The sequence below is a fragment of the Paramicrobacterium humi genome, assembly GCF_900105715.1.
GTDB lineage: Bacteria > Actinomycetota > Actinomycetes > Actinomycetales > Microbacteriaceae > Paramicrobacterium > Paramicrobacterium humi.
The window spans coordinates 2647670-2671611 of record NZ_FNRY01000001.1; the positions used below are offsets into that span (position 1 = coordinate 2647670).

The following is a 23942-nucleotide window of genomic DNA, read 5'->3' on the forward strand; positions in this document are numbered from 1 at the left end:
GGAATCGTGAGATTCTGGAAGCGTGCCACGCATCGTCCCGCCCGCTCCGGGTGAACCCCGCCGCCCTCACGGTCCCCGCAACCCCGGAGACGCGTGGGTGGAGGGGGACCGGGGCCGCTACTGGGGACGCTTCGGCGCCGCAGGGCTGCTCGCCTGGGATCCTGCCCGCGGCATCCTGCTGCAGCACCGCGCCGAGTGGAGCGACCGCGGCGGCACGTGGGGACTGCCCGGCGGCGCGCTGCACGAGGGCGAGGACGCGATCGACGGCGCGCTGCGCGAGGCTCACGAAGAGGCTGCTGTGCCGGCATCCGCTCTCTCTGCCCGGTTCGCGTCGGTGTTCTCGGTCGGCTACTGGTCGTACACGACGGTCGTCGCCGAGGTGCGGGAGAGCTTCGAGCCGGCGATCAACGACCCCGAGTCGATCGCACTCGAGTGGGTGCCGGTCGACCGCGTCGCCGAGCTTCCGCTTCACCCGGGCTTCGCCGCGGCGTGGCCGATGCTGAGCGCCCAGCTGGGGCGGCGCCCGCAGCTCGTCGTCGATGCCGCGAACGTCGTCGGCGCTCGCCCGGACGGCTGGTGGAAGGATCGCGCCGCCGCGGCGGAGCGCCTGAGGGACGGCCTGCACACGCTCGTGCACCACGGCGTCGACGCCGACGACTTGGGCCTGCCCGGCAGCCGCTGGTGCCCTGACGTGACTCTCGTGGTCGAGGGCAAGGCCCGTGGCATCGCGGATGTCGACGGCATCCGCGTGGTGAACGCGCCGCACGAGGGTGACAGTGAGATCGTGGAGCAGGTGTCCGCTCTCGTGGCGGAGCACCCGAACGATGTCACGATGATCACGAGCGACCGGGAGCTGACCTCCCGCGTCGAGAGCAGGGGAGGGCGCGTGCACGGAGCCGGCTGGCTGTGGGAGCGCATCGACGAGGCGGCGAAGCGATGACCGAGCTCGACGCCTTCCGCGGGCGCTGGAGCGCCTGGCGCCACGACCGCAATGACGAGATGCGCGGACCGCGCAGCCCGCTCGCCTTCGTGTGGGGCGAGCACGTCACCGAGGACGACCAGGTGGTCGAGCCCGCTCCCGGTCGCTGGTCGCCGCTTCCGGCCGAACGCGGCTTGAGAGTGCGAGCGGATGCCGCCGACGGCGTCCGCATCGGCGGCGAGCTCGTCGACGGCGAGGCGACGCTGCACTGGCTCTCGCTCGACGGGCCCACGACGGCGGAATTCCCTGACGGCTCGGAGGGCGTCGTGTTCAGCTACGACGGCGAGAAGTTCGCGCTGCAGGTGTGGAACAAGGACTCCGAGCGCATGCGGCGCTTTGACCGCATCGACGTGTTCGACTACGCGCCCGAGTGGCTCGTGCCTGCACGCATCAAACCGCCGCAGGAGGAGCGCACGGTCACGATCGCGCACTACCGCGACCCGAGGCCCGTCGATGTCCCGGTCGCGGCCGAGGTCGTGCTCACCGTGGGGGAGCACTTCTACGTGCTGCTCGCCACCGAGCACGAGGGCTCCCTGACGATCCCGTTCCGCGACGCGACAAACGGCGAGAGCTCCTACGGTGCGGGGCGAGTGCTCGACCTGCCGCTGACCGGACCGGATGCCGTCAAGGTCGGAGACGTCGCCTTCGTCGACCTCAACCGCGCGCGCCTCCTGCCGTGCGCGTTCAGCCCGGCGTGGAACTGCCCACTGCCGCCGGCCGAGAACGTGTTGCCGATCGCCATCGAAGCTGGGGAGAAGTGGCCGGTGGATGCCGAGGGCACAGCGCTCGATTGACGGCGACGCGCCCGGCCGCCGCCGTGGTCAAGAGCACTGCCTCGGACACGCTAGACTGGTCAGGTTGCTTCGGCCGAGAGTCGGAGCATCGGGCTGTGGCGCAGCTTGGTAGCGCACTTGACTGGGGGTCAAGGGGTCGCAGGTTCAAATCCTGTCAGCCCGACCGATGTGATGTCTCAGGACATCGTGGACAGGTGAACCCGCGGGGAGCGGGTTCACCTGTTGGTTTGGTAGTCCTTTTCGGTGCTTATAGGGGCTTATAGGCCAGAACGTGTTGGTGGGTTCGGGCGTGTCATGCTCGGCCGGCCCATCCGGAGCGGGTCCAGAGGCCTTCGTCGGCGCTGAGGCCGGTGTCGTAGAGGCTCGGGGTTTGGTCCTCCTCGTCGTGTTCTGTCTCTGAGTTGGTGGGTGTTGCTGCCTGCGGGTGGATGGCGGCGGCGAGTGCTTCGTCGAGGGTGAGTTCGTGGAGGGTGAGGAACCATTCCGCGGCGCGTTTCATATGCTCCTCGCTCATGCCGCGGTGACTGCGGAGGACGTTGCGGATCTGACTGTTGATGCCGCCCTCGAGCGGACTCGTAGTGCGGGGGTTGCCGTAGCTGATGTAGGTGAACAGCGATTGGTCAAGAGAGGCTGAGCGGCTATCGGATCGTCAACCTCCCGGTGGGACGTGTCCGCGTTAAAAGCGTTTGGTCAGCGACTTGTAGAATCTCCAGTTACCGCTTCCGGATTCGTCGTACTGGAAGCATCGTCGGATGCCATCTATGTCGCCGAGCACCGCAAGCAAGGATGGTGGCGAGAATACCGCCGACCCGGAACTTCCGTAATGGCTCACCCAGTTAGCAACGATGGCAGGCACGTGTCGCCCCGTGAGATCGGAGATCTGCTGTTGCTCTAGCACGATCGTGCCAAGCTTCTCACGGGTTTTGACTGCATCAACAATGGCATCCAGGCATGAACCCACCATGATGGCATGCTCGTTCACTGCGAGATCGATTGGTACAGGTATCTGGAGCTTGCGGATAACTTGCTGAAGAACGAACTCCAAGTACTGCCGCATGAGTCCCGCGCCCTCCGAAGTCCGTCCAGCTCGGAGATGTTTCTCGGCATCGTCGCGAAGGCGGTCAACGTTCTGGTTGTGAGACTTAACAGGAGTTAGCGGGGGCCAGCCCTGCAGCTTCTGGTGATGCCAACTTTGTCCGTCATCCAGGCGATCGAAGTACTTCTCCAACGTCACGTCATGACTTAGCAGAATGACCTGAAGGCCATCATTGGATCCGTCATGTTGCAACCGAGTTCTGAGTTGCTCCATCATGCGGTACTGATGGCCGGCATCGAAACTCGACGTTACGTCGTCGAGTACGACGAACCGTGGAGCTCGTCCATGGCGTGCTGCAGCGGAGAGAAAGACCGAGATCGCAAGCGCGTTCCGGTAACTCTCCGACAACACCGCACGCGCCGATACAGACTCGGCGCTGTGAAACTTCGATAGTTCTACAGTGAGCTGTTCCGTGCCGTTTGCGCGATTGAGATTTGGCACGATGTCACCGACACTCATGATGCCCGCGAAGATCTCTTGGTAGTCCGTGCGCAGCTCTCCAAGGATCCGCTGAGACATTTTGGATTCCGCGCTCGCAAACGTTCGGTAGGACGAGTCGATGAAGCGCTTCCAGTCAGTGATGGCGTCAAGCTTGCGTTGAGCCTTGTCCGCCTCAGACTTTGCTTCAATATGCCTGGTTAGTTCAGTACGTGCGGCTTCCGCGGTGGCGACGAGTTCCGCTAGGTGAACCAGCGACGGGGGCAGGGAGGCCTCGATCTTCTCAAGCGCAGTCGCAACTGACTCCGCCCGCAGGGCAAGTAGTCCTTCGAGGGTTGTTAATCGGGACTCTGCGGATCTGATGTCGTCATCCGTCAGGTTGATCCCAGTCTGTACTTGGGTTCGCAAGGCCGCCGCGACAGAGGACATATCATCAAGCGGCGGAACCGTACCTTGCTCCAGTAGACCAAGGCGAGAGACGAAAACACCATTGAAGACTTCGGTGCGAAGCGCCTCTTCGCAACGCTTCAGCTCCGCGAGGGCGTCAAGTCGTTCATCGACTCGCTCCGCTAGCCCGTCGGCTCCGGGCCGCTCGCAAAGCGGGCATGCCGATGTGTCCTCATGAAGATGAAGGTACTCGCTCGCGGCGGAGAGTAAGCCCTGTAGCTCCGATTCTGCCGCTGCCGACAAGGCTTCGTCATACTCGCTCAGCCGACGCTCAAGGTCCTTCGAAGCGTCAACTGGAGCGCGTGAAGCCACTCTCTCGTCCAAGAGGTTTCGCGTCGTCGTGAGAGTGGCAAGTCGTTCGCGTACCGCCCCACTCTCTGCTTCGAAGACTGCGTTCTTCAACGCAGCGAAATTAACCGCTGCGAGGCTGGAACAGTCCTCCAGGAGAGGGGATAGCAGAGCAACTCCTCGGAGTGAGGAGAGGACTTCGTCGCCCCAGCGGTCAGCTCGCGAAACATCGTCGATCTCTCGGGCAGTCAGCGTCCGGTAGTGGGCTACAAAATCCCGCAGCGCTTCGTCGGCCCTGGCTCGCAAACTCGTATTCTCGGCCTCGAGCTGAGCAACTTCAAGATCTGACTTGAATGTCTGACTGTTGGACACGGCTTTCAGCGTCCGCAAAAACTCGCCGTACTCCGAGAGCCCAAGAAGAGAAGAGAAAGATCGACCTCGAGTAAGAGCTGTATCCTCGATGAACCGGTTGAATGCCGCATAGTCGAGTAGTGCGAAGTCCTCGTTCATCGAGGCAAGGAGTGCGTCTGGGTCAGATACGTCGACTGACGACACCGTTCGCTCGCCGGATGACTCGCGTTCGACCACGATCTTGACGTCCGAGCCCCCGTCATCCGGAGCGAGTGTGACCTCGATCGTTGCCTTTCGCTGAGAATGAAAGAGATTTGCGATGTAGTTGGCGGGGCTCTCTGCAGACTGCATTTGGTTTAGACGCGCGACGCTGCCCCTGAACGCATACTCGAGTGCCTCGTACAGCGAACTCTTGCCCGAGCCGTTCGGTGCGAACACAGAGTTGACGCGATCCGACTTGAACGAAAGCACAAGGGGATCGCCATCATTGTTGATTCCGCGAAATCCTTCGACAGACACGCGAGTCAAGAAGTAGCGAGTCAAGCGTCTCCCTCCTCGGAATCGGTGAGACTCGCCAGCAGTGTTGCCTTTGCTTTCGAATTGAAACTTGCGCGAGCGGCCCGACGTTCGTCCTCGGTTGATACATTCGTCAGAGTGGGCAGCAGGCTTTCGAGGAGAGCCGCCATCGCTGGGTCCGTCTGCGTCATGTGTCGGATAAAAGCAGGCAGCTCGGACTCAAGTCCGGATCCACCTAGCTCGAGATTAGTCGTCAACTCTTAGCTCCCCAATCTGCTTGCGCTTCGTCGCGTCGCTAATGATAGCCAGGCATCCGCCAGCAGCGTGGTCCGGCACGCACGTGACAGGCGGTTCCCTCGAGCTTCCGCTTCTTCGCGTGAGCCTGCGCAACAGTGCACGCTCGTCGGGTAGGTCATCGAATCTCCTTCGCCTCAACGACGATTGCGCGTTCGTCGCGCGCGTACATGCTGGCGAGAACGGCGTGAGCCCCTCCTTGCTATCCCGGCTCGGCAACGGCCTCAAGCCGGACACCGACGGCTTCGCCACAATCATCGCCTGGCTCCGACTCCCGGCCGAGGAATTCTTCGCGCACGAGGGACAGCGCGATGCCAACGACAACCCCGAACCCGACCTCATGGCGCAGCTCGCGCCGCTCCTGCGCGCCCGGAAGGATCTCAGCGAGACCGACGTCAGGTACCTGCAACAGGTGATCGGCGCGACCATAGAACGTGCACGGGCCCAGGAATGACTCGTGCGTCGAGGATTCAAGACCGAGGCGAAGAGCCTCGCGCTAGAGCTTAGGGCCGAGATCGGCCGCGACGCGCACGCGCCGTTCGACCCCTACGCCTTCGCCTCTGAGTACGGCATCCCAGTCGTCCAACTCAGCGACCTCGATGGTGCCGCGCGTGACCACTTCCTGTGAGCGGACGGAAGCGCACTGTCCGGGCCCTGATCCCGAACGCGAGCGGGGTAGTCATCCTAGAGAACGACGCTCAGCCCCTGACCCGTCGTCGCACCTCCATGTGCCACGAACTCGCCCACGTCATCCTGGAGCACCAGTTTGGCGTCTCCTTTCCGACGAGAGCAAGTGTGGGCTGGGTGGCGACCAAGAAGCTGAAGCCGACTGGCTCCCCGGGGACGATGCTGATCCCCAACGACGGAGCCTTCCGGCTCGCCCGAGCGAGCGCCACCGACGAGGAGACAGCGGATGCCTACAACGTCAGCCTCGGGATCGCCCCTGGAGAATGAACCAGAGCGGAGCACGCAAAGTCATGCAGCGAGCTCGCGCGAGATGGGCGTGAACCATTCATGACCAACCGGATCAGCGCTTCCCCTCGGGACCTTCGAGGTCGTCTCCAAGATTGTCAGTGACCTTTACAGCGGCAGTGAACTCACGCGCATCATGTCTGAAGTACCGCTCCGCTCTGACCCAGGCGAAGGTTATACCAAGTGGCGTCGGCTCGCCCACGCTGTCTCCAGCAATCAAACAAAGACTGCCAATGGGAATGCGCTGATCGGTCTTGTGCGAGCGGCGATGCGGCCGGAACGGACACTCGACCGCAAGTCCCGAGCTGACATCGCGCGTGATGAGCTCAATCAGGTTCTCTCGCTAGCGAGCCTTGAAGTGCTCGCCTATGGACGAGTAGCAACGGCGAGTAAGGCATTTGCCAATACCGAGGCCCTCGCCCGCTCGAACGGCTCCACAAGATTCTTGAACAACGCGAGGCGCGTGCCGAGGCACTTGCGTACTGTCGAGAAGACCTCGTCCGCAAGGTTTACTACGAAACGGTTTTTGAGGCGCTCAAGGGCCTGGGAGCACGGGTTCGTTCTCAGACCGGCGTTGATGCCGATGGATACGCGCTCATCGAGAAAACGATGGCCGGCTCAGACCCGCCACTCCGGATCAACGGGGGCAAACCCGCACCGAGCGAGATGAGCAACTCCGTATAGCCAACCTCGCGAAGGGGTTGTTCAGCGCCTTCCGGAATTCGGTGGCCCACGAGCCCAAGCTGCACTGGACGATGAGCGAACTGGGCGGTCTCGACGTGCTGGGGACGCTATCTCTGATCCATCGTCGGCTGGACGGAGCGATCTCGCGGAACGGCGAGCTAGCCTGGACATGGCGAGACCCCTTCGATCGACCTGACACACGCATCGGCAGCGCGTGGCTGCTTGTGTTCTGCCGTTCGGGCGGCGCCATGGGGAAGGGTACCGAGAGAGGGAGTCACATGCTGGATAAGGTGCGGGTGCAGCGATTCAAGTCGGTTGTTGACGCCGAACTCACACTCGGCAACGTCACGGTGCTCGTCGGCCCCAACAACGCCGGCAAGAGCAGCTTGCTCCAGGCGATTCAGTTCGCCGTATCGGTCGCTCAGAGCCTCGAACTGACAGGAGCGCGCGGCTGGATTCGCGCGGAGGGTACGCGGCCAGGTTCACTTGCCACCCAACAGCTCATCTACACGCCGCTGCGCGACGTTGACGCGCTAGCGCACGGGGGCGCTCTCCGAACAAACAGCAATGAAATATCGGTGACTTTCGAGACCGATGATTTGGGCTCAGCTGAAGTCACGGTGAAGAAGGGTAAGAACAAGAACATCCAGGTCAACATCTCCGGTCAGACACTCGGCGCGCGGCTAGAGCGTCTGACCGAACCGTTCTCCGTCGTCGCGCCCGGGCTCGCCGGAATTCCCGCCGTCGAGGCGTTTCAATCGAGCGGCGTCGTGCAACGGGCGGCAGCTCGGGGTGACGCGAACTCCGTGTTCCGCAATGTTTTACTGCAACTCTCGAAGAATCCAACGGCATGGGGGAACTTCGAAAGGTCGTTAGCTGAAATATTCCCTGACGTGAAGATTGAGGTGGCGTTCGACGACGCTTCTGACGAATACATCTCGGCCTGGGCGACTCGCGAGCATGGCCCGCGTCTTCCCATCGAGTCCTCGGGGACTGGGGTCCTGCAGGCAATCCAGGTGCTTGCATACGTCGGACTCTACGAGCCGAGACTGCTGATTCTCGACGAGCCCGATGCGCACTTGCACCCCGACAATCAGCGTAAGCTCGCTCGGCTCCTCGTTTCCTTGGCTGCTGAGAGGACCTTCCAGGTGCTGATCTCCACACACTCTCGACACATGCTGGACGAACTCGGACAACACAACTCGATCGTCCAGTGGATGAGCGCCGGTGAATTTCGTGACGGTGACTTTGATCGGGTGGCTGCCCTACTAGAACTTGGTGCCCTGGACGCTGGCGACCGGCTCAGGAACGGAGACACCTCGACCGTTCTGATCACAGAGGATAGCGATACTGAATACCTGAGGGCATTGGCCTTGTCATCTGGACTTGCCGAAGGCGAATTTGATATCTGGTCTTACTCTGGTTCGAGCCAGACTCAGGCTGCTGCTACGCTCGCCCGTTTCATCGCAGAGCACGCTCCTGGCACTCGGGTCGTTATCCACCGCGACCGCGACTACCTCGACGATGATCAAGTCGCTGATTTTGAGGCTGCTGTCTTAGCCGCAGGAGCCGCTCCGTTTGTGACCGTGGGAACGGATGTGGAAAGCCACTTTCTAGCACCGGAGCACCTAGGACTAGTCTTTAGTGAACTGACTCCTGAGAACATTGCCGACATGCTTCAGCGAGCAACCGAAGTTACTAAACAGCACTCACTAGAGACGATGATCACGCAGCGCAATGCCGTAGATTCGCGCCGCCGCTCGCGCGAAGGAAAACCACCGAATCCTGGCGCCGTCGCCACTGCATGCAATAAAGCGTTCGATGACGATCCTGAGCGACACCGACATGGAAAGAAAACGCTGGGAGAGTTTCGGCGTCTCGCTCAAGAAGAGTTCAAGATCAACAATCGTTCCGTTGCCATACCCTCCGAATCCTTGAGAGTCCAGGTGCTGGAACCTCCGGCGGAATGACTCAAGGGTGTTGGAGGCGCAAGGAGCAGGAACTTTGGGCGATTGACTAAGCGCTTATCGATGCGACCGGCGAGACGGTGGCGGTATCAAACAGCGCTTGAACTACCCTTGGCCATGACGTCGCGTTGACGCACTCGGTAACGGCGGTCCTGCACTGTTCTCGTCTCCTGGTGCGCACTGGACCGAGTCGAGCATCCTTTGAACAAATGGGTTGGTCGAACGCAACGCAGGCAATGTGAGGAACTGGTCCATGGCGCTTCTTGGGTCGGGGGGAGCCGGGACCAAAGGGGACCACATCGTCGGCACCACGGATCCCGCTCGACACTCTACGAGACGGCACCGGACGCCGCGATCGCAAATGGCGACGAGTATGCCGTAGCAGGCGTCCAGCTGCGCGCAGTGCACACACCTGGGCACTCACCAGGGTCGACGTGCTTCGTCGCGCCCTCTCTGAACGCCGTGTTCACGGGTGACACCCTGTTCCAAGGCGGGCCCGGCGCGACGGGGGGCTCATACAGCGACTTCCCGACGATCATCGAGTCGATCCGGACGCACCTCCTGACGTTGCCGGAAGAGACGGTCGTCTACACGGGTCACGGCGACACGACAACGATCGGCGCTGAGAAGCCACACCTGGAGGAATGGATCGCGCGCGGCCATTGATCGACGCTTCGATGCCCGAGACAGGCGGGCTCGCTCTCTAGCGCGTCGCCCGTCACGGTGGTAGCTTGCCCACCATGGCTTACGCAGCGTTTCCCAGTGTCGTGATCGATTGCCCTGACGCCGATGCGCTGGCGACGTTCTACGCCGACATGCTCGGCTGGAACGTCGAACAGGGTGACGACGGCGAATGGGTGGACATTCGTCCGGACGACCGCAAATCGTGCATTTCCTTCCAGTCCGTTGAGAACTACCGCGCACCGGAGTGGCCGGGGCAAGAGGTTCCGCAGCAGATGCACATCGACGTAATGGTGCGTGACCTGGACGAATCGGAAGCGGCGACGTTGGCCGCGGGTGCGACGAAGGCGGAGACCCAGCCAGGGGAGACCTTTCGCGTGTTCCTCGACCCCGCCGGTCACCCGTTCTGCCTCTGCCTGAGCTGACGCCCGGCGCGATTCGGGACCGCCGGCCGGTTCAGACGCCGTCTGCCCCTCGTGGTCGTGCGTCGTCTCCGCGCGGGACTCCCGGCCGCAGGGGAAGCAGGTAGAAGAGCCCGAGCAGGATGCAGGTCGCCAACGTGAGGTAGGGGCTCGCCAATCCGAGCAGCGCAGCGATGAGGTAGACAGGGGCGGCGATCGCGCTGCGAAGAAGCAGCGGCCGCCGCTGATGGGTCGTCATCGGGCCGTGGAGGAGAAGTGGCCGGGCGCCACAGGATGAGGTACTGCAGCGCGAGGAACACGGATGACGTCACGAGGAACGATCCCGCGTAAATGACGGCGGCGAGATGCCCGCCCTGCGGCTCGGTCAAGTACGTCGCGAAGAGCGAGGTGCTGAAGGGCAGCGTCACGATGCAGAGCAGCAGAATCAGGTTCACGATGACAACCGAGTGGTCGGCGCTTCTCAGACGGCGAAGGGCCGCATGGTGGTTGATCCACATGATGCCGATCGCGAGAAACGAGATGACGTACGCGAGATAGTTGGGCCACATGTCGCCGAATCGGTTTGCGAGCGAAGCGCCTTCCTCGGGCTCCGGCACCCGCAGGTCGAGAATGAGCAAGGTGATCGCGACAGCGATGACGCCGTCCGAGAAGGCTTCGATCCGACCGAGGCCGTAAGTCTCCGCTGATTCCTGCGCCGCGCCGTCGCTGCTCATATGCCATTTAACACACGCCGCGTTCGATGTCGCCAGCAACCGGTCACGAAAGCGACCTCTGTCGGGTCATCGCTGTAGCCCACACGGAATGGCGATCGGAGGCGACCATGAGAAGCATCGGACGTACACTGGAACCGCAAGGTTGAGGCACGAACAATGTCGTTCACAGTGAACTCGGACGCGCGTCCCATTCGCGCTGGCCTCGCCCTGCTCTGGGACAGGTTCTGGGACTGGCTTGCTCGGCCCATGCACTACTCCGCTGTGCACGAGTTCCGCGTCGCCAGCGAGAGCGGAGATCCGGTGTCTCTCGCGGCACTGCTCGACCCGGCCGTCGCCGTCGTTGTCGACGCCGGCGAAGAGAGCGATTCGAGCATCAGGGTCGTGGGAGGCGTCGGTGACGCCGTCGCGCTTCTCGTTCACGGCATGGCGCCTCGGCCGGGACTCGTGATCGAGGAACGCTCGGTGAACGGGCAAGCCGGCCTCATGCTCAACCACGGCGACGAAGCCAGCGCCGCGATCACCATCGATTTCACCGGCCACCTCATCAGCGCCGTGTGGATCCGGCTGCGGGCTCAACGCCTGCGACACTGGAACCACGTGTAAGCGTCGAGCAGGAGGCGGGGATGGCGAATTCGTTCAAGGTCGGAGACCACGTGGGCTGGAACTCGGAGGCGGGGCACGTCTCAGGGACGATCACCAAGGTGCACACGAAAGATGTCGAATACAAAGGGCACATGCGGCGGTGCACGCCCGACGATCCTCAGTACGAGATCAAGAGCGACAAGACCGACCACGTCGCGATGCACAAGGGTTCTGCCCTCACCAAGATCTGACCTTCACGCGCGCTCGAGCAGCACAGCGGTCTCGTAGTGACCCGATTGCGGGAACATGTCGAGCACGCGCGCACGCACCGGACGCAGCGACGGCATCGCATCGAGGTCGCTCGCAAGCGTTACGGCATTGCAGCTCGAGTACACCACGTGCGGAACGCTCGAACGCTCGAGCCACGCGGCAAGCCGGTCGCCGATGCCGCGCCGGGGCGGATTGACGATGACGAGATCCGGATGCCGAGACTGGCGCTCGGCGAAGGTCGTCGCGTCACCGGCGACGAACCTCGTGTTCGTCAGCTTCGCCGCCTGTGCACTCAGCGAGGCGCTCACTATCGCTTCCTCGCTCAGCTCGACGCCGGTCACCCGGCCAGCAGCGTGGGCGCAATTGAGGGCGAAGCCGCCGACGCCGCAGTACAGGTCCCACACGCTCTCCGGCCGCCGCTCCTCGACCCACCCGCGCACTTGCGCGTAGAGCGCCGTCGCGATCTGCGTGTTCGTCTGGACGAAGCTCTTCGCCCGCAGATTCAGCTCCACGCTGCCGAGCGGAATCCGAAGAGACTCGGCGTCCGTGAGCACGATCTCCCGTTCGCCCTCGAGCACGGCCTTGTGCTCAGGCTGGATGTTCACCGACACGACCTGGAGCCGCGGCACCAGCTGACGCAGCCCAGGCAAGTGCTTGCGGATGCGCGCGACGGGCTCCTGCGAGCGCAGGACGAAGCGCAGCATGAGCGCTCCGGTGCTCGACTCGGTGACGATCAGGTGTTTGAGTTCGCCACGTCTGGCCGGCACGTCGTACGGGGTGATGGCCGCTTGGGTGATGAAGTCGGCGAGCGCGGGAAACACGTTCAGGATGCCGGGGGAAATGATGCCGCACTCGCGCAGATCCACGCCCCGGCCGCTGCGGTTCATGATGCCGAGCGTCGGGGCATCGACGCTTCCGCCGACCACCATCTTCGCCTTCGTTCGGAAGCCGCTCTCGGCGCTTGCGACCGGCGGCAGCCATTCGATTCCGTCGTGGCGCTCGAGCAGCCGACGGCATTCGGCGTCCTTCGTAGCGAGCTGATCCTCATACGGTTCGCCCATGAGAGTGCACGAGCGGCACGCTCCCGCGTCGAAATAGGCACATTGCATCGAGCGTCGAGTGTACCCGCGCGAGTTCCGCTGGCGCCGTGAGGAGCGTGCAAAGGGGCGGTGCTAGCATCCGAACATGTCGAGCGACGACGAGAAGGACCCGCGGGGCGTCTCGCGGCGCCACGTCCTCGGACTCTCGGCGGCCGCGCTCGGCGGCGCCGTCGTCGGCGGAATCGCCGTGTGGGGCGGCGGCCAGTTCCTGGAGAACGCGCATGACGCGCAGGACGGCGAGAAGAAGGACGCGGGCGATGACGAGCCCAAGGAGCCCGCGCTCCGCCGCTTCGTCAGCACGGCGCTGACGATCGCCGCCGTGCAATCCTGGCGCAAACCCGGTGCAACGCCGGCGTCCGGCTACCTGTTCGCGAGCCCCCGAACCGACATGTTCACGGGCGGGATCCTCGACGACGACGGGGAGCCGGTCTGGATCGCGCCGACCGGCGTCGACACGGGAGATGTGCGCGTGCAGACCTACCGCGGAAAGCCCGTCCTCACGTACTGGGCGGGACACGTCGGCGCGGGAAATGGGCAAGGCACGGGCTACATCCTCGACAACTCGTACCGGCAGATCGCTGTTGTGCGCGCGGGAGCCGGCTGCCTCGCAGACCTCCACGAGTTCACCCTCACCGATCGCGACACCGCGCTCGTCACCGCCTACCCCATCGTGCGCACCGACCTTCGGCCGCTCGGCGGTCCCCGCGACGGCTACATGTACGGCTGCCGCGTGCAGGAGATCGACGTGGCGACGGGCAAAGTCCTCCTGGACTGGGACATGCTCGCGCACGTGCCGCTCGACGAGAGCGCCAAGCGCATCGACGACGACACCACGGGCGCGGACGCCGAGCACGCCTTCGACCCGTTCCACATCAACTCGGCGGATGCCGCAGGCGACCGGCTGCTCGTCTCGGCGCGACACACGAGCGCCCTGTACGCGCTCGACCGCCGCACGGGCGAGGTTCTGTGGCGCCTTGGCGGGAGCGCAAGCGACTTCACGATCCCGGACGATGCGGCCTTCTCCTGGCAGCATGACGCGCGCTGGCACGGCCCCGACCGCATCAGCCTCTTCGACAACAACGGTGTGAAGGGCGACGAGGGCATCTCGGCGGGGCTCATCCTCGCCGTCGACGAATCGGCGAAGAGCGTGACGCTCGATCGCGCCTTTCGATACGGGAAGTACAAGGGCTACGCGATGGGAAACACGCAGCTGCTTGAGGACGGTTCGGTGCTCGTCGGCTGGGGCAGTGCGCCGGCCGCGACCGAGTTCACGGCCGACGGGGAAGCGGTCTTCGGGCTCACCGAGCTCGGCACCGGCTCCTATCGGGTGTACCGGCACGCGTGGACCGGGAAGCCGGCCGCGCCGCCGGCCGTGGCGGCGCAGGCCGATGACGACGGCACGACGCGCGCCTACATGAGTTGGAACGGAGCGACCGACGTCGCCAGCTGGCGACTGCTCGCGGGACCGAGCGAAGCGAAGCTCTCCGAGGTGGCGACGGCGAAACGCACCGGCTTCGAGACCAGCATCGCTATCCCGGCGAGCGCGGACGCAGCCGTGATCCGTGCGGAAGCGCGGGATTCCGGGGGAGCGGTCCTCGGTTCCTCCGCCATCGTCGCTCTTCGGGCGGCGACGTGAGCGCCCGTTGAACGACGCTCAGCGTGTCGAGGGCACGGCGAAGACTTCCACGGCGTCATCGAGGCTCCCTTCGACGCTGCGCTTCGGCCCACCTTCGATCGCGAGAACCTCGTAGCCTTCCGCGGTCTTCTCGATGAGTCCGAGAACCGATGACGCGTCGTGCACGGGGACCCGTCGGTCACAGACGCGCCACTCGTTATCGGAGAGTTTGTCGAGCGATATGTCGCTGCGATCCCGCTGGACGTAATCGCCTTCAGCATGCATCTGGTCGCGCGACGCGTCTGCGCCAAGCATTGTCACGATGACCCCCATGTCCCGTTATGCTGCCCTCAGTTTACCGGTTCGTGCGCTGGTTCTCGTCCCCTCGCCGGAGGGCTAGCGAGTGCGTCTGCCCGAGGGTAATATCACCCGTCACAAGTGAATCAACGGCCACAGATTCGGCAACGCTCGATGACGAGTCCTGTCCGACCGGCTCTGTGGAGCTCGAACGAGGTGTGCCGCCGAGGGCGCGATCTCGAAAGCGATAGGGGACGGCGATGCGAAATGACGATGTGACGAAGACCGGTGGCACGCCGATCGACGCGAGCTGGCTGAGAAGCCTCGACTATCCGGCGACGCGGGACGATCTCGTCGTCAACGCGCGCCGGGAGAGCCCCGACAAGCTCGACCTCTTCCGAGCGCTACCCGAGCGCAACTACAGCAGCACGCGCGATGTCCTCCTCGAGCTGCGCGCCCTCACCGGACCGGTCGTCGACGATTACGCGTCGGCCTGACGGGCCGCACCGGGAGCGACCGGCTCACAGCGTCGTGAGCAGATCGTTCTGGGCGATCGCCTCGCGGGCGAGCACTTTGTAGCCCTCGCTCTCGAAGAACACGGTGATGCGGTCATCCTCCGTGCTCATCACGACGCCCTCGCCCCACTCGACGTGCCGCACCCGGGACTGCACGGGATACGGGTCGTCGGCGATGGCGTCCGCGGCCTCCGAGGTGCCGGCGTCGCAGCTGTCGCATCGCCCGCACGGTTCGTCGAGTCGCTCGCCGAAGTAGCCGAGCAGGTACTGGCGCCGGCACCCCGACGTCTCCGCGTAACCGCGCATCATCTCGATGCGGGACTCGTCGATCCGCTCCCGCATCTGCGCCTGCTCGTCGGCCAGTCGCGCGGCGTCCGCTGCCGTGCCGTCGAAGCCGGACGCGAGTCGGATACCGCCACGCGCACGCTGCACGACGGCGGCGTCGTGCAGCAGCCCGACAAGACCGCTGACCTTCCGCGGGTTCGCGTCGACAGCCTTCGCGAGATCAGTGTTCCGCACCGGGCGCTCGGCGGTGTGCAGCGCCGTGATGATGCTCCGCACGACGGTGGCGTCCGGATGCTTGGCGGCGAAGAACCGGCGAAGGCCGAGGTCCTCGAGCCGGTAGTGCAGCTCGATCGTCGCCGGTTCGCCGTCCCGTCCGGCACGCCCGATCTCCTGGTAGTAGCTGTCGAGCGACTCCGTGACCGCCGCGTGGAGGACGAATCGGACGTTCGGCTTGTCGATGCCCATGCCGAACGCGCTCGTCGCCGCGACCACGTCGATCTCGTCATCGAGGAAGGCCTCGTGCACGCGCGTGCGCTCCTTCGCGGGCAGCCCCGCATGGTAGGCGGCAGCGCGCAGGCCGCGCTCCGCGAGCGCTTGCGCGTACTCCTCGGCGGCGCGCCGGGTCGCGACATAGACGAGACCGGGCTTCGGCAGCTCCTGAACCTGATCGATCACGGCCTCGCGCTTGTCGTCCTCCGACTCGTGACGCGTCACGCCGAGCCAGAGGTTCGGCCGGTCGAAGCCGCGCGTGAGCACGAGCGGCTCCCGCATGCCGAGGCGCTCGACGATCTCCTCCCGCACCGGCGGCGCGCCCGTCGCGGTGAGCGCGAGGGTGACCGGATGGCCGAGCCGCTCGATGATCGTGCCGAGGCGCAAGTAATCGGGGCGGAAGTCGTGTCCCCAGGCGGAGACGCAGTGCGCCTCGTCGACGACGAAGAGCGACACGTCGCTGTTCCGCAAGCGCTCCACGACCTCGGCCTTCGCGAGCTGCTCGGGGGCGAGGAAGATGAACTCCGATTCACCGACCGCGAGGGAGCGCCACGCGTCCTCGTTGCGCGAGTCGCTCTGCGCCGAGTTCACGGCGACGGCCGCCGGCGCATCCGGCGCGTCGGCGATGCCGGCCATCTGATCGGCCTGCAGCGCGAGCAGCGGCGAGACCACGACGGTCTGGCCCGCCACGAGCATCCCCGCGACTTGGTAGATGGCGGACTTGCCGTAGGCGGTGGGCATGACGCACAAGGCGTCACGGCCTTCGGCGAGCGCCGTGATCGCGTCCTCTTGGCCCGAGCGCAGTTCGTCCCAGCCGAATGCCTCGGCGGCAAGCTCCCGTGCGCGTTCGATCGTGCTGTGTGCGGGCATCGTGTCCTCTCGTGCGCGTTCTCTCATTCAACCCCGCTCTCGGCTGCAGGGCACGGGGTTTGCCTCACGCCCCGTCCCTGGTATATCCGCAGCCTGCGCGCAAGGCCCTCGTGACCGGCCCGGTTCGCTCGTAGGGTGTGAGGAAACGGCCCCCAAGGGGACCTCTGGCGAGAAAGGATCGACATGCCCGCATCGAAGGAAATGCCCGACACGATCAAGCGCTCCCCGAAGCACGCTCAAGCGATCTGGTCGAAGGCGCACGACTCCGCCGTCGACGAGTACGGGGAAGGCGAGCGGGCGCACCGCACGGCGTTCGCGGCCTTGAAGCACGAGTATGAGAAGGTCGGCGACCACTGGGAGAAGAAGGACAGCTCGGGCCCGAGTGACAGCAAGGCAGAGGGCGGTCGCGATTCCGGCGGGAAGACGCACGGCGGTGTCGACGCCAACGCCTCGAAGGAGCACCTCTACGACATCGCGAAGAAGCTCGACATCAGCGGGCGAAGCACGATGGACAAGGACGAACTCGTCGACGCGATCGACAAGGCCAACAAGCGCAAGACGCGCGAATCGCGCGAGTCGTAGCCGTCAGGACGAGGGCACGGTCGGGTTCTCGGCCGAGAGCGGCGTCGCGATGTCCTCGAGCGACCGGCGCTCAGCGTTGATGCCGAGGAACAGTTCGACGAGGCCCGCCGCGATCATCAGCCCGGCGCCCAGGTAGTAGCCGTAGGTGACCGACTGGATGCCGCCGCCGATGAGCTGCCCGAACAGGATCGGCCCGATGATGCCGCCGAGCCCCGTGCCGACCGCGTAGAAGAACGCGATCGACATGGCGCGGGTCTCCATGGGGAAGATCTCGCTCACCGTGAGGTAGGCGCTCGACGCTCCGGCGGAGGCGAAGAAGAACACGACGCACCAGCAGACGGTGAGCCACGTGGCATCCAGAATCCCGCCTCCGAACATGAGAGCGGTGACCACGAGCAGGATGCCGCTGCCGATGTACGAGCTCGCGATCATGGGCTTGCGGCCCACGCTGTCGAAGAAGTGGCCGAGCAGGATGGGGCCGAGGAAGTTGCCGATGGCGATCGGAACGAGGGACCACGGGGCGATGTCGTCGGGCACGCCGAGCAGCTCCGTGAGCACGAGCGCGTAGGTGAAGAACACGGCGTTGTACAGGAACGCCTGGCCGATGAACAGCGACAGCCCGAGAACGAAGCGCCTCGGGAACCGCGTCACGGCCGTGCGGGCGATCTCGCCGAAGCCCGTGGAACGGCGCTGTCGGATCCTGATCTCCTTGTCGTCCGGCACCGTCTCCAGGGTCGTGCCCGTCTCCCTCTCGATCGTCTCCTCGATGGAGCCGACGAGCTCCTCGGCCTGCGTGTCGTGGCCGTGAATGAACAGCCAGCGCGGCGACTCGGGCACGTTGCGGCGCACGAGCAGGATCACGAGTCCGAGGACCGCGCCGAGACCGAAAGCGAGGCGCCAGCCGAGGCCGGCGGCGAAGATGTCGGTGTTCAGGAGCACGACGGTCAGCATCGAGCCGAACGCCGTGCCGAGCCAGTACGAGCCGTTGATGGCGAGATCGACGACGCCGCGGCGGCGCGCCGGGATGAGCTCGTCGATCGCGGAGTTGATTGCCGCGTACTCGCCGCCGATGCCCGCGCCCGTGAAGAACCGGCAGATGAAGAAGAACAGGGGCGTGAACGAGAACGCCGTCGCGACGGTCGCGAGCAAGTACAGGCCGAGGGTGATGATGAACAGCTTCTTCCGCCCGAACCGGTCGGTCAGATAGCCGAAGACGAGCGCGCCCGAGCAGGCGCCGGCGACGTAGATGCCCGCCGCAAGCCCGATCTCTCCTGTCGTGAGGCCGAGCCCGCTGCTGTCCTCGGTGAGTCGGCCGGCGATCGCGCCGACGATGGTGACCTCGAGGCCGTCGAGGATCCACACGGTGCCGAGGCCGACGACGACGAGCCAATGCCATCGCGCCCACGGCAGGCGATCCATCCGAGCCGGGATGCGGGTTGCGATGGTGCGAAGCCCTTCGGCCATGATCTCTCCCTCCGGAAGCGCAGGACGGGCGCCCGTTGGCTCAGGCTAGGGTTCCTCCTGACGCCGCGCACGGGGGTTGACAGAAGCGCTTCTACGCGGGAATCAGCTCGAGCCGCGTGAGCTCCCGCGACTGGATGTCGATCATCGCCGCGGTGTCCTGCGGAACGGGCGTCCAGTGGTCGGCGTCGAGTCCGCTCGAGATCACGTGCACGCAGCTCTCGGTTCGCTGGTAGTCCATCGCGTAGTACTCGTTCTCGTGCCGCGCCGGGATCGCGTCGGGGGACTCGAAGAGGGCGCGGAGGCCCTCCTTCGGCGAATCGGCGCGACTGTTGACGTGCACGGCGAACAGCTTCGTCGGCGTCAGAAGCAGCGAGTTCAAGCTGTCGTTCGGGAACTCGCGCATGAGGATGCGCAGAGCGATCGTCACTCCCTCCGCTTCGTCGTCGCACTGCTGTATGCACTGCATGATCAGGCGGAAGTATCGCTCACTGTCGGTGTCTCCGCGCAGCTTCTGCCGCGACTCGGGCGTCAGCAGCTCGTCGAGCTTCTCCATCGGGGCGATGTGCCCGTTGTGCCCGAACGCGTAGTCCCCGTCGACGAAGGGGTGCGTGTTCTCCGGCCGCACGGGCAGACCGCCCGTCGCCCATCGCAAATGGAGGATGCCGGCCGAGCCGAGCGGGCGTGCGGCGAGCCGCGCATACTCCGGGTCGTCGTGCGCGGACAGCGGCGAGCGCGCGGTTCGCGTGTGCCCATCCTCCGGGTCGTGCCACGCCATGCCCCAGCCGTCCCCGTGGACGCTCGTGAGGGCCGTGAAGTCCCTGAAGCCGTCCGCCCCCAGCTCGTCGACCACGGCCGTCGGCCGGTCAGAGACGTATCCGAACAGTCGGCACATGTGCACCGTCCTTCCTGCATATCGTCTCTCGAGCCTCTCGCCAAGCCCGTGCGAGTACAACCCGTTGACTGACAGAGTGGGCGACATGCGGAGTGTAGGAGTGGAAGAAGAACTGTTGCTCGTCAATGCGGAGACCGGCATCCCCCGAGCCGTCGCGGCCCGGGCGATTCGCAACGCCGACACCGAGAACGGCGACGAAGGCGGCTCCCTCGAGGGCGAGCTCCAACAGCAGCAGCTCGAGACCGACACGCCGCCGACCGAGCGGATGGACGTGCTCGGCGAGGACGTGCGCGCGTGGCGGCGCACCGCCATCGACGCGGCTCGCGAGGCGGGCGCGCGTGTCATCGCCTCCGGCACGTCACCGCTCCCGGTGCAGCCGACCGTCGACACCGACCCGCGCTACCAGCAGATGATCGAGCACTTCGGTCTCACCACGAGCGAGCAGCTCACGTGCGCCTGCCACGTGCACGTGTCTGTCGAATCGCCGGAGGAGGGCGTGGCCGTCCTTGACCGCATTCGAACCTGGACGCCGCTGCTCATCGGGCTGAGCGCGAACTCCCCGTACTGGCAGGGCCAGGACAGCGGGTACGCGAGCTACCGGTCGCAGGCGCTGCAGCGCTGGCCCTCGGCGGGCCCGCAACCGGTCCACGGCTCGCTCGACGGGTACGAGGGCCTCCTGCAGGCCATGCTCGACTCGGGCGTGATCCTCGATCGCGGCATGGTGTACTTCGACGCGCGATTGTCCCACCGGTTCCCGACCGTGGAGATCCGCGTGGCCGACGTGTGCGCCGATGCGCGCGACACGGTGCTCATCGCCGCCTTGTGCCGCGCACTGGTCGACACGGCCGCACGTCAGTGGCAGGACGGCGAACCGGCATTGACGTTCTCGCCGACGATGGTGCGCCTGGCCAACTGGCAGGCGAGCCGCCACGGCCTCGACGCCGACCTGCTCCACCCGCGCACCATGCGACCGGTGGCCGCTCGCGCGGCGCTCGAGGAGCTTCTCGATCTGCTCACTCCCGCGCTTGACGCCTCGGGAGATCTCGAGCTCGTGAACGCGGGCGTCGAGCGCATCCTGGCACGCGGCACGGGAGCGGCGCGGCAGCGCGCCATGCTCGAGAAGACGGGTCAGCTGAGCGACGTCGTCGCGGAGCTCGCGCGCGTCACCGCCGGTCAAGACGAGTAGGACCGGCTCAGGAGCCCGGTCGGATCGACAGGTCGGTCAGCTCCGCGTCGCGCGGCAGGTCAAGGGCTGTGAGGATGCCGGTGGCCACCGACTCCGGGTCGATGAAGCGGCTCGGGTCGTAGTCCTTGCCCTCCTGCTGGTGCACCTTCTGCTGCATGGGCGTCGAGGTTCGCCCCGGGTACACCGACGTCACACGCACGCCGTTGGCGTGCTCTTCGTCGCGGACCGCGTCGGCGAGGGCTTTGAGACCGTGCTTGGACGCGGCGTAGGCGCCCCAGTTCGCTCGTGCCGCGAGGCCGGAACCCGAGTTGACGAACACGATGTGCCCGCGCGAGGCACGCAGGAGAGGCAGCAGGAGCCGCGTGAGCTCGGCGGGAGCGACGAGGTTCACGGCGAGCTGGCTCTCCCACGCCGCGGGGGCTAGATCGGCGACGGCGCCGAGATCGACGACGCCCGCGACGTGCACGAGCGAGTCGAGGCGCGCGGGCAGGGACTGCTTCGAGAGGGCCCACGACAGCCGGCCCGGCTGGGCGAGATCGCCGACGAGCGTCGTCGCGCCGGGGAAGGCGTCGACGAGCTGCCGCGCGCGTCCCGCATCGCGCGCATGGAGGACGAGGGAGTCGCCCCGCTCGTGGAGGCGGCGCGCGAGCGCGGCGCCGATGCCGGAGCCCGCGCCGGTGATGAGATGAACGGCCATGCTGCAATCGTGCCACGCATGCGCGGCAGGTGCTGTCAAGGCTCTTGCCGCGCTGCTGCCTCGCCCATTGGATGAAGAGCGTGGCAGATCTCTCCGTTGCGCGTCAGGTGGTTCGATCCGTGTTCTCGCCGTTTCGGCTTCTGCTGGCGCTGAAGACGGCTATCGCTGTCATCGGAGCGTGGCTGCTCGGGGTGCTTCTGCCGGGCGAACTCGACACGTACGCCTACTACGCACCGCTTGGCGCGCTCCTCGGCGTGACCCCGACCGTGATCGGGTCCATCCGCTCGAGCGTCGAGATGGTGGTGGGCATCGTGCTCGGTGTCGCCCTCGGCTGGCTCCTGATCGCGACGGGCATGCCGTGGTTCCTCCGGGCGCCGCTCGCCGCCGGCCTCGGCGTGCTCGTCGCCGGCATCCGACGACTCGGCGAAGGTCGCATCTACGTCGCGATAGCCGGCGTCTTCGTCGTGATTCTCGGCGTCGACGACCCCGAGTCGTACGGCATCGGCTATGTGGTGCAGTTCGGCCTCGGCCTGCTCGTCGGGACCCTCGTCAACCTGGTCTTCGTCCCGCCCCTCGAGTTCAACTCCGCCCGCACCCGGCTCTCGACCCTGCGACTCGAGATCGCCAGCCAGGTCGAGAACCTCGCGGACGTTCTCGAGGCGGAATGGCCGCCGGACGGCCGCGACTGGCTCGACGGCGTGCGAGAGCTGCGCCATTCGCTCGATGAGACGCAGGAACTCGCCGACGAGGCCCGCGAGAGCGGCAAGGCGAACCCGCGGAAGCTGTGGCACAAGGGCAGCCTGTCGGGAGTGTACGAGGATCTGGATGCGCTGCGACTCGTCGCTCGCCGGCTGTCCGACGTGACGGAGGCGTTGAGCGGGGCGATCTGGCACGAGCCGGTGACGGTGGAGATTCCGCCGGAGCTCATCGACCCGCTGCGCACCGCGCTCGGCAGCATCGCCGAGTACATTCGCGCGTGGGACGCCGGTGACGGGACGGCAGAAGCCGGCGAACGCTGCGCGGCGGCGATGCGGGACGTCATCGACACGCTCCACCGTGAAAAGGTCGTCGAGTCCGGCTCCGGCACGATCATCTTCGCCCTGCGCACGATCCAGCGCCGCATCGACGAGCGGGCGCGAACACAGTGACGCATTTGCCGCTTCGCCCGGCTCCGGGCAAGCTGGGAGAACCCACCGAAAGCGACCCCATCATGACAGCAGACCTGCAGACGATCACCACACGCGCAACGACCGTCGGCGTTCTCACGATCGTCGTCGGCGTGCTTGTCGCCCTCTGGGTGGTCGGCAGCCGCGCGCTGTTCGGCATGACGGGACCCGTCGCCGTCATCATGGCGTGCACCCTCGCGCCTGTCGGCCTCGTGCTGCAGGTGCTCAGCGGAGTGTGGCTTCGGCGCGCCCTGGCGCTCGGGCATCGCATCGTTCCGGTGATCGTCGCCCTCTCGTTCTCGGCGACCGCCGGCATCCTGTTCGGACTGACCGTCCCTGAGATCACGGGGACGGGACCGCGATCGCTTTTCGCCCCCGCAGGCGACGGGTTCGCGCTCGAGATGTCGACGGCGCTGTGCAACCCGCTCGCCGTCGTCTACCTCGGCACGTCGATCGCCGCCGCGATCTTCGCGAGGCTCGCGCTGCGGACGCCGCGCACGGAGGAAGCGCACGACTTCGCATCGTAATGTGGAAACGGCCCCAAGGGAGGCACCGTGAAGGTCATCAGCTACAACTTGCGCAAGAACCGCGCCGTCGGAGAACTCGTCTCGCTCGTCGAGGAGTACCGCCCGGACGCGGTGTGCCTGCAGGAGGTCGACACGGTCGCGCTGCCGCAAGAGGTCGGCTCGCTCCGACTCGCCGATTCCACGAGCCGGAATCGACTGGGACTGGCGATCTACTACAACGGAGACCGCTTCACGGCGGTGGACACCCAGACGTTCGCCCTCAAGAAGTCCCTGCACGACCGTGTGCTTCGACCGGCGCACGAGCGATTGATCGGCACGCGCCTGACCGACATGGAGGAAGGCCGGGACGTCATCGTCGCGTCCTTCCATGCGGCTCCGCTGACGGCGCTCAATTCCCTTCGCCGCAATCAGATCCGCTCAGCGCACGAGGTGCTGCACATGATGGGCCCCGGCGTTCCGACCCTCATGGTGGGCGACTACAACTACCCGGTCTTCAAGAACGGGCTCACGCAGCGGGTGCGCGGTCGTGGCTACGAGCTGACGCTCAGCGACGCGCGCACGTACACGCGCTACAAGTTCTTCCGCGGCCACTTCGACTTCGCCACGTCGATCGGCCTCGACATCGAGCACGTCGTCACGCTTCCGCGAGGGCTCTCCGATCACATGCCGATCCTCGTGGACTCCGGTTTCGGACCGCCGCTCGGCGTCGACCTCGAGAAGACCGACGAGCTGCCGGACCGCCCCGACGACTTCGTGATCTGAG

25 protein-coding genes, 1 tRNA gene and 2 pseudogenes are annotated in these 23942 nt (G+C 65.6%); 19 read left to right on the forward strand and 9 right to left on the reverse strand.

Going from position 1 to position 23942, the window contains the following annotated elements; translation table 11 throughout:
- The first annotated feature begins 22 nt into the window (after window positions 1-22).
- The 3 genes from BLV49_RS13160 (at window position 23) to BLV49_RS13170 (ending at window position 1936) form a co-directional block, all read left to right on the forward strand.
- The gene (locus tag BLV49_RS13160; protein WP_091185308.1) at window positions 23-940 is read left to right on the forward strand and encodes an NUDIX hydrolase; all 918 of its coding nucleotides are present in this window, start codon (window positions 23-25) and stop codon (window positions 938-940) included.
- Window positions 937-1773, forward strand: a complete 837-nt coding sequence (locus BLV49_RS13165) for a DUF1684 domain-containing protein (RefSeq protein ID WP_091185310.1) — start codon at window positions 937-939, stop codon at window positions 1771-1773. Before BLV49_RS13160 ends, BLV49_RS13165 begins: the two co-directional genes overlap by 4 nt.
- 89 nt (window positions 1774-1862) lie before the next feature.
- Window positions 1863-1936 (forward strand) — tRNA-Pro (locus BLV49_RS13170).
- Between the two features lie 315 nt (window positions 1937-2251).
- Here the strand turns inward: BLV49_RS13170 and BLV49_RS17480 are convergent.
- Together BLV49_RS17480 and BLV49_RS13180 are read right to left on the reverse strand one after the other, a co-directional pair.
- Window positions 2252-2386, reverse strand: a pseudogene (locus BLV49_RS17480) (IS256 family transposase); the annotation flags it as partial.
- 63 nt (window positions 2387-2449) lie between these two features.
- Window positions 2450-4936 (reverse strand): AAA family ATPase, encoded by a 2487-nt coding sequence (locus BLV49_RS13180; protein WP_176980843.1) that lies wholly within the window; start codon window positions 4934-4936, stop codon window positions 2450-2452.
- Between the two features lie 349 nt (window positions 4937-5285).
- Here BLV49_RS13180 and BLV49_RS13185 point away from each other — a divergent pair, with 349 nt between their 5' ends.
- From BLV49_RS13185 to BLV49_RS13205, 7 genes and pseudogenes are all read left to right on the forward strand, one after another.
- Window positions 5286-5657, forward strand: coding sequence for a transcriptional regulator (locus BLV49_RS13185; RefSeq protein ID WP_176980844.1), 372 nt, complete (start codon window positions 5286-5288; stop codon window positions 5655-5657).
- A gap of 3 nt (window positions 5658-5660) precedes the next feature.
- Complete coding sequence (locus tag BLV49_RS16950; RefSeq protein WP_176980845.1) at window positions 5661-5831, forward strand: hypothetical protein; 171 nt, start codon at window positions 5661-5663, stop codon at window positions 5829-5831.
- On the forward strand, window positions 5828-6157 hold the full coding sequence (locus BLV49_RS13190; protein WP_091185321.1) for an ImmA/IrrE family metallo-endopeptidase: 330 nt from the start codon (window positions 5828-5830) through the stop codon (window positions 6155-6157). The genes BLV49_RS16950 and BLV49_RS13190 overlap by 4 nt, the downstream gene beginning before the upstream one ends.
- A gap of 459 nt (window positions 6158-6616) precedes the next feature.
- Window positions 6617-6930: pseudogene (locus BLV49_RS17455) on the forward strand (TIGR02391 family protein); the annotation flags it as partial.
- Window positions 6931-8829: an AAA family ATPase gene (locus BLV49_RS17060; protein WP_218132632.1), complete on the forward strand. Its 1899-nt coding sequence runs from the start codon at window positions 6931-6933 to the stop codon at window positions 8827-8829. It abuts the pseudogene before it with no gap.
- 198 nt (window positions 8830-9027) lie between these two features.
- Window positions 9028-9492, forward strand: a complete 465-nt coding sequence (locus BLV49_RS13200) for an MBL fold metallo-hydrolase (RefSeq protein ID WP_281245336.1) — start codon at window positions 9028-9030, stop codon at window positions 9490-9492.
- Between the two features lie 74 nt (window positions 9493-9566).
- Window positions 9567-9932, forward strand: coding sequence for a VOC family protein (locus BLV49_RS13205; RefSeq protein ID WP_091185324.1), 366 nt, complete (start codon window positions 9567-9569; stop codon window positions 9930-9932).
- Here the strand turns inward: BLV49_RS13205 and BLV49_RS13210 are convergent.
- Window positions 9905-10642, reverse strand: coding sequence for a TMEM175 family protein (locus BLV49_RS13210; RefSeq protein ID WP_091185327.1), 738 nt, complete (start codon window positions 10640-10642; stop codon window positions 9905-9907). The genes BLV49_RS13205 and BLV49_RS13210 overlap by 28 nt on opposite strands.
- 156 nt (window positions 10643-10798) lie before the next feature.
- Here BLV49_RS13210 and BLV49_RS13215 point away from each other — a divergent pair, with 156 nt between their 5' ends.
- Together BLV49_RS13215 and BLV49_RS13220 are read left to right on the forward strand one after the other, a co-directional pair.
- Window positions 10799-11245, forward strand: coding sequence for a sigma-70 family RNA polymerase sigma factor family protein (locus tag BLV49_RS13215; protein WP_091185331.1), 447 nt, complete (start codon window positions 10799-10801; stop codon window positions 11243-11245).
- Between the two features lie 20 nt (window positions 11246-11265).
- The gene (locus BLV49_RS13220) at window positions 11266-11475 is read left to right on the forward strand and encodes a hypervirulence associated TUDOR domain-containing protein (RefSeq protein ID WP_091185335.1); all 210 of its coding nucleotides are present in this window, start codon (window positions 11266-11268) and stop codon (window positions 11473-11475) included.
- Between the two features lie 3 nt (window positions 11476-11478).
- On the opposite strand, the gene rlmC is transcribed toward BLV49_RS13220, so the two are convergent.
- Window positions 11479-12603 carry a 23S rRNA (uracil(747)-C(5))-methyltransferase RlmC gene (gene rlmC, locus BLV49_RS13225; RefSeq protein WP_091185338.1) on the reverse strand — a complete coding sequence of 375 codons (1125 nt, stop codon included), beginning with the start codon at window positions 12601-12603 and terminating at the stop codon, window positions 11479-11481.
- Between the two features lie 76 nt (window positions 12604-12679).
- Here rlmC and BLV49_RS13230 point away from each other — a divergent pair, with 76 nt between their 5' ends.
- A complete protein-coding gene (locus BLV49_RS13230) occupies window positions 12680-14230 on the forward strand; it encodes an arylsulfotransferase family protein (RefSeq protein ID WP_091185341.1) in 1551 nt (516 codons plus the stop codon).
- Between the two features lie 18 nt (window positions 14231-14248).
- On the opposite strand, the gene BLV49_RS16955 is transcribed toward BLV49_RS13230, so the two are convergent.
- The gene (locus BLV49_RS16955) at window positions 14249-14395 is read right to left on the reverse strand and encodes a hypothetical protein (protein WP_176980846.1); all 147 of its coding nucleotides are present in this window, start codon (window positions 14393-14395) and stop codon (window positions 14249-14251) included.
- Window positions 14396-14766: 371 nt separating this feature from the next.
- On the opposite strand from BLV49_RS16955, the gene BLV49_RS13240 reads away from it, so the two are divergent.
- On the forward strand, window positions 14767-15003 hold the full coding sequence (locus tag BLV49_RS13240) for a DUF2795 domain-containing protein (RefSeq protein ID WP_091185347.1): 237 nt from the start codon (window positions 14767-14769) through the stop codon (window positions 15001-15003).
- Between the two features lie 24 nt (window positions 15004-15027).
- On the opposite strand, the gene BLV49_RS13245 is transcribed toward BLV49_RS13240, so the two are convergent.
- Window positions 15028-16665 carry a RecQ family ATP-dependent DNA helicase gene (locus tag BLV49_RS13245; protein ID WP_091185350.1) on the reverse strand — a complete coding sequence of 546 codons (1638 nt, stop codon included), beginning with the start codon at window positions 16663-16665 and terminating at the stop codon, window positions 15028-15030.
- Window positions 16666-16848: 183 nt separating this feature from the next.
- On the opposite strand from BLV49_RS13245, the gene BLV49_RS13250 reads away from it, so the two are divergent.
- The gene (locus BLV49_RS13250) at window positions 16849-17247 is read left to right on the forward strand and encodes a ChaB family protein (protein ID WP_091185354.1); all 399 of its coding nucleotides are present in this window, start codon (window positions 16849-16851) and stop codon (window positions 17245-17247) included.
- 3 nt (window positions 17248-17250) lie between these two features.
- Here BLV49_RS13250 and BLV49_RS13255 read toward each other — a convergent pair whose 3' ends face one another.
- Both BLV49_RS13255 and BLV49_RS13260 read right to left on the reverse strand, forming a co-directional pair.
- A complete protein-coding gene (locus BLV49_RS13255) occupies window positions 17251-18711 on the reverse strand; it encodes an MFS transporter (RefSeq protein ID WP_342706633.1) in 1461 nt (486 codons plus the stop codon).
- A gap of 91 nt (window positions 18712-18802) precedes the next feature.
- Entirely contained in the window at window positions 18803-19603 is an 801-nt protein-coding gene (locus BLV49_RS13260; protein ID WP_176980847.1) for a class II glutamine amidotransferase, read from the reverse strand.
- 85 nt (window positions 19604-19688) lie between these two features.
- Here BLV49_RS13260 and BLV49_RS13265 point away from each other — a divergent pair, with 85 nt between their 5' ends.
- On the forward strand, window positions 19689-20789 hold the full coding sequence (locus BLV49_RS13265) for a glutamate--cysteine ligase 2 (protein WP_091187344.1): 1101 nt from the start codon (window positions 19689-19691) through the stop codon (window positions 20787-20789).
- Between the two features lie 7 nt (window positions 20790-20796).
- Here BLV49_RS13265 and BLV49_RS13270 read toward each other — a convergent pair whose 3' ends face one another.
- Entirely contained in the window at window positions 20797-21486 is a 690-nt protein-coding gene (locus BLV49_RS13270) for an SDR family oxidoreductase (RefSeq protein ID WP_091185362.1), read from the reverse strand.
- Between the two features lie 80 nt (window positions 21487-21566).
- Between BLV49_RS13270 and BLV49_RS13275 the strand changes: the two genes are divergently transcribed.
- From BLV49_RS13275 to BLV49_RS13285, 3 genes are all read left to right on the forward strand, one after another.
- Entirely contained in the window at window positions 21567-22634 is a 1068-nt protein-coding gene (locus BLV49_RS13275) for an FUSC family protein (RefSeq protein WP_143034059.1), read from the forward strand.
- A 62-nt stretch (window positions 22635-22696) separates the two neighbouring features.
- Window positions 22697-23179 carry a hypothetical protein gene (locus tag BLV49_RS13280; protein ID WP_091185368.1) on the forward strand — a complete coding sequence of 161 codons (483 nt, stop codon included), beginning with the start codon at window positions 22697-22699 and terminating at the stop codon, window positions 23177-23179.
- A gap of 27 nt (window positions 23180-23206) precedes the next feature.
- Window positions 23207-23941 carry an endonuclease/exonuclease/phosphatase family protein gene (locus BLV49_RS13285; RefSeq protein ID WP_143034060.1) on the forward strand — a complete coding sequence of 245 codons (735 nt, stop codon included), beginning with the start codon at window positions 23207-23209 and terminating at the stop codon, window positions 23939-23941.
- The last annotated feature ends 1 nt before the right edge of the window (window position 23942 follow it).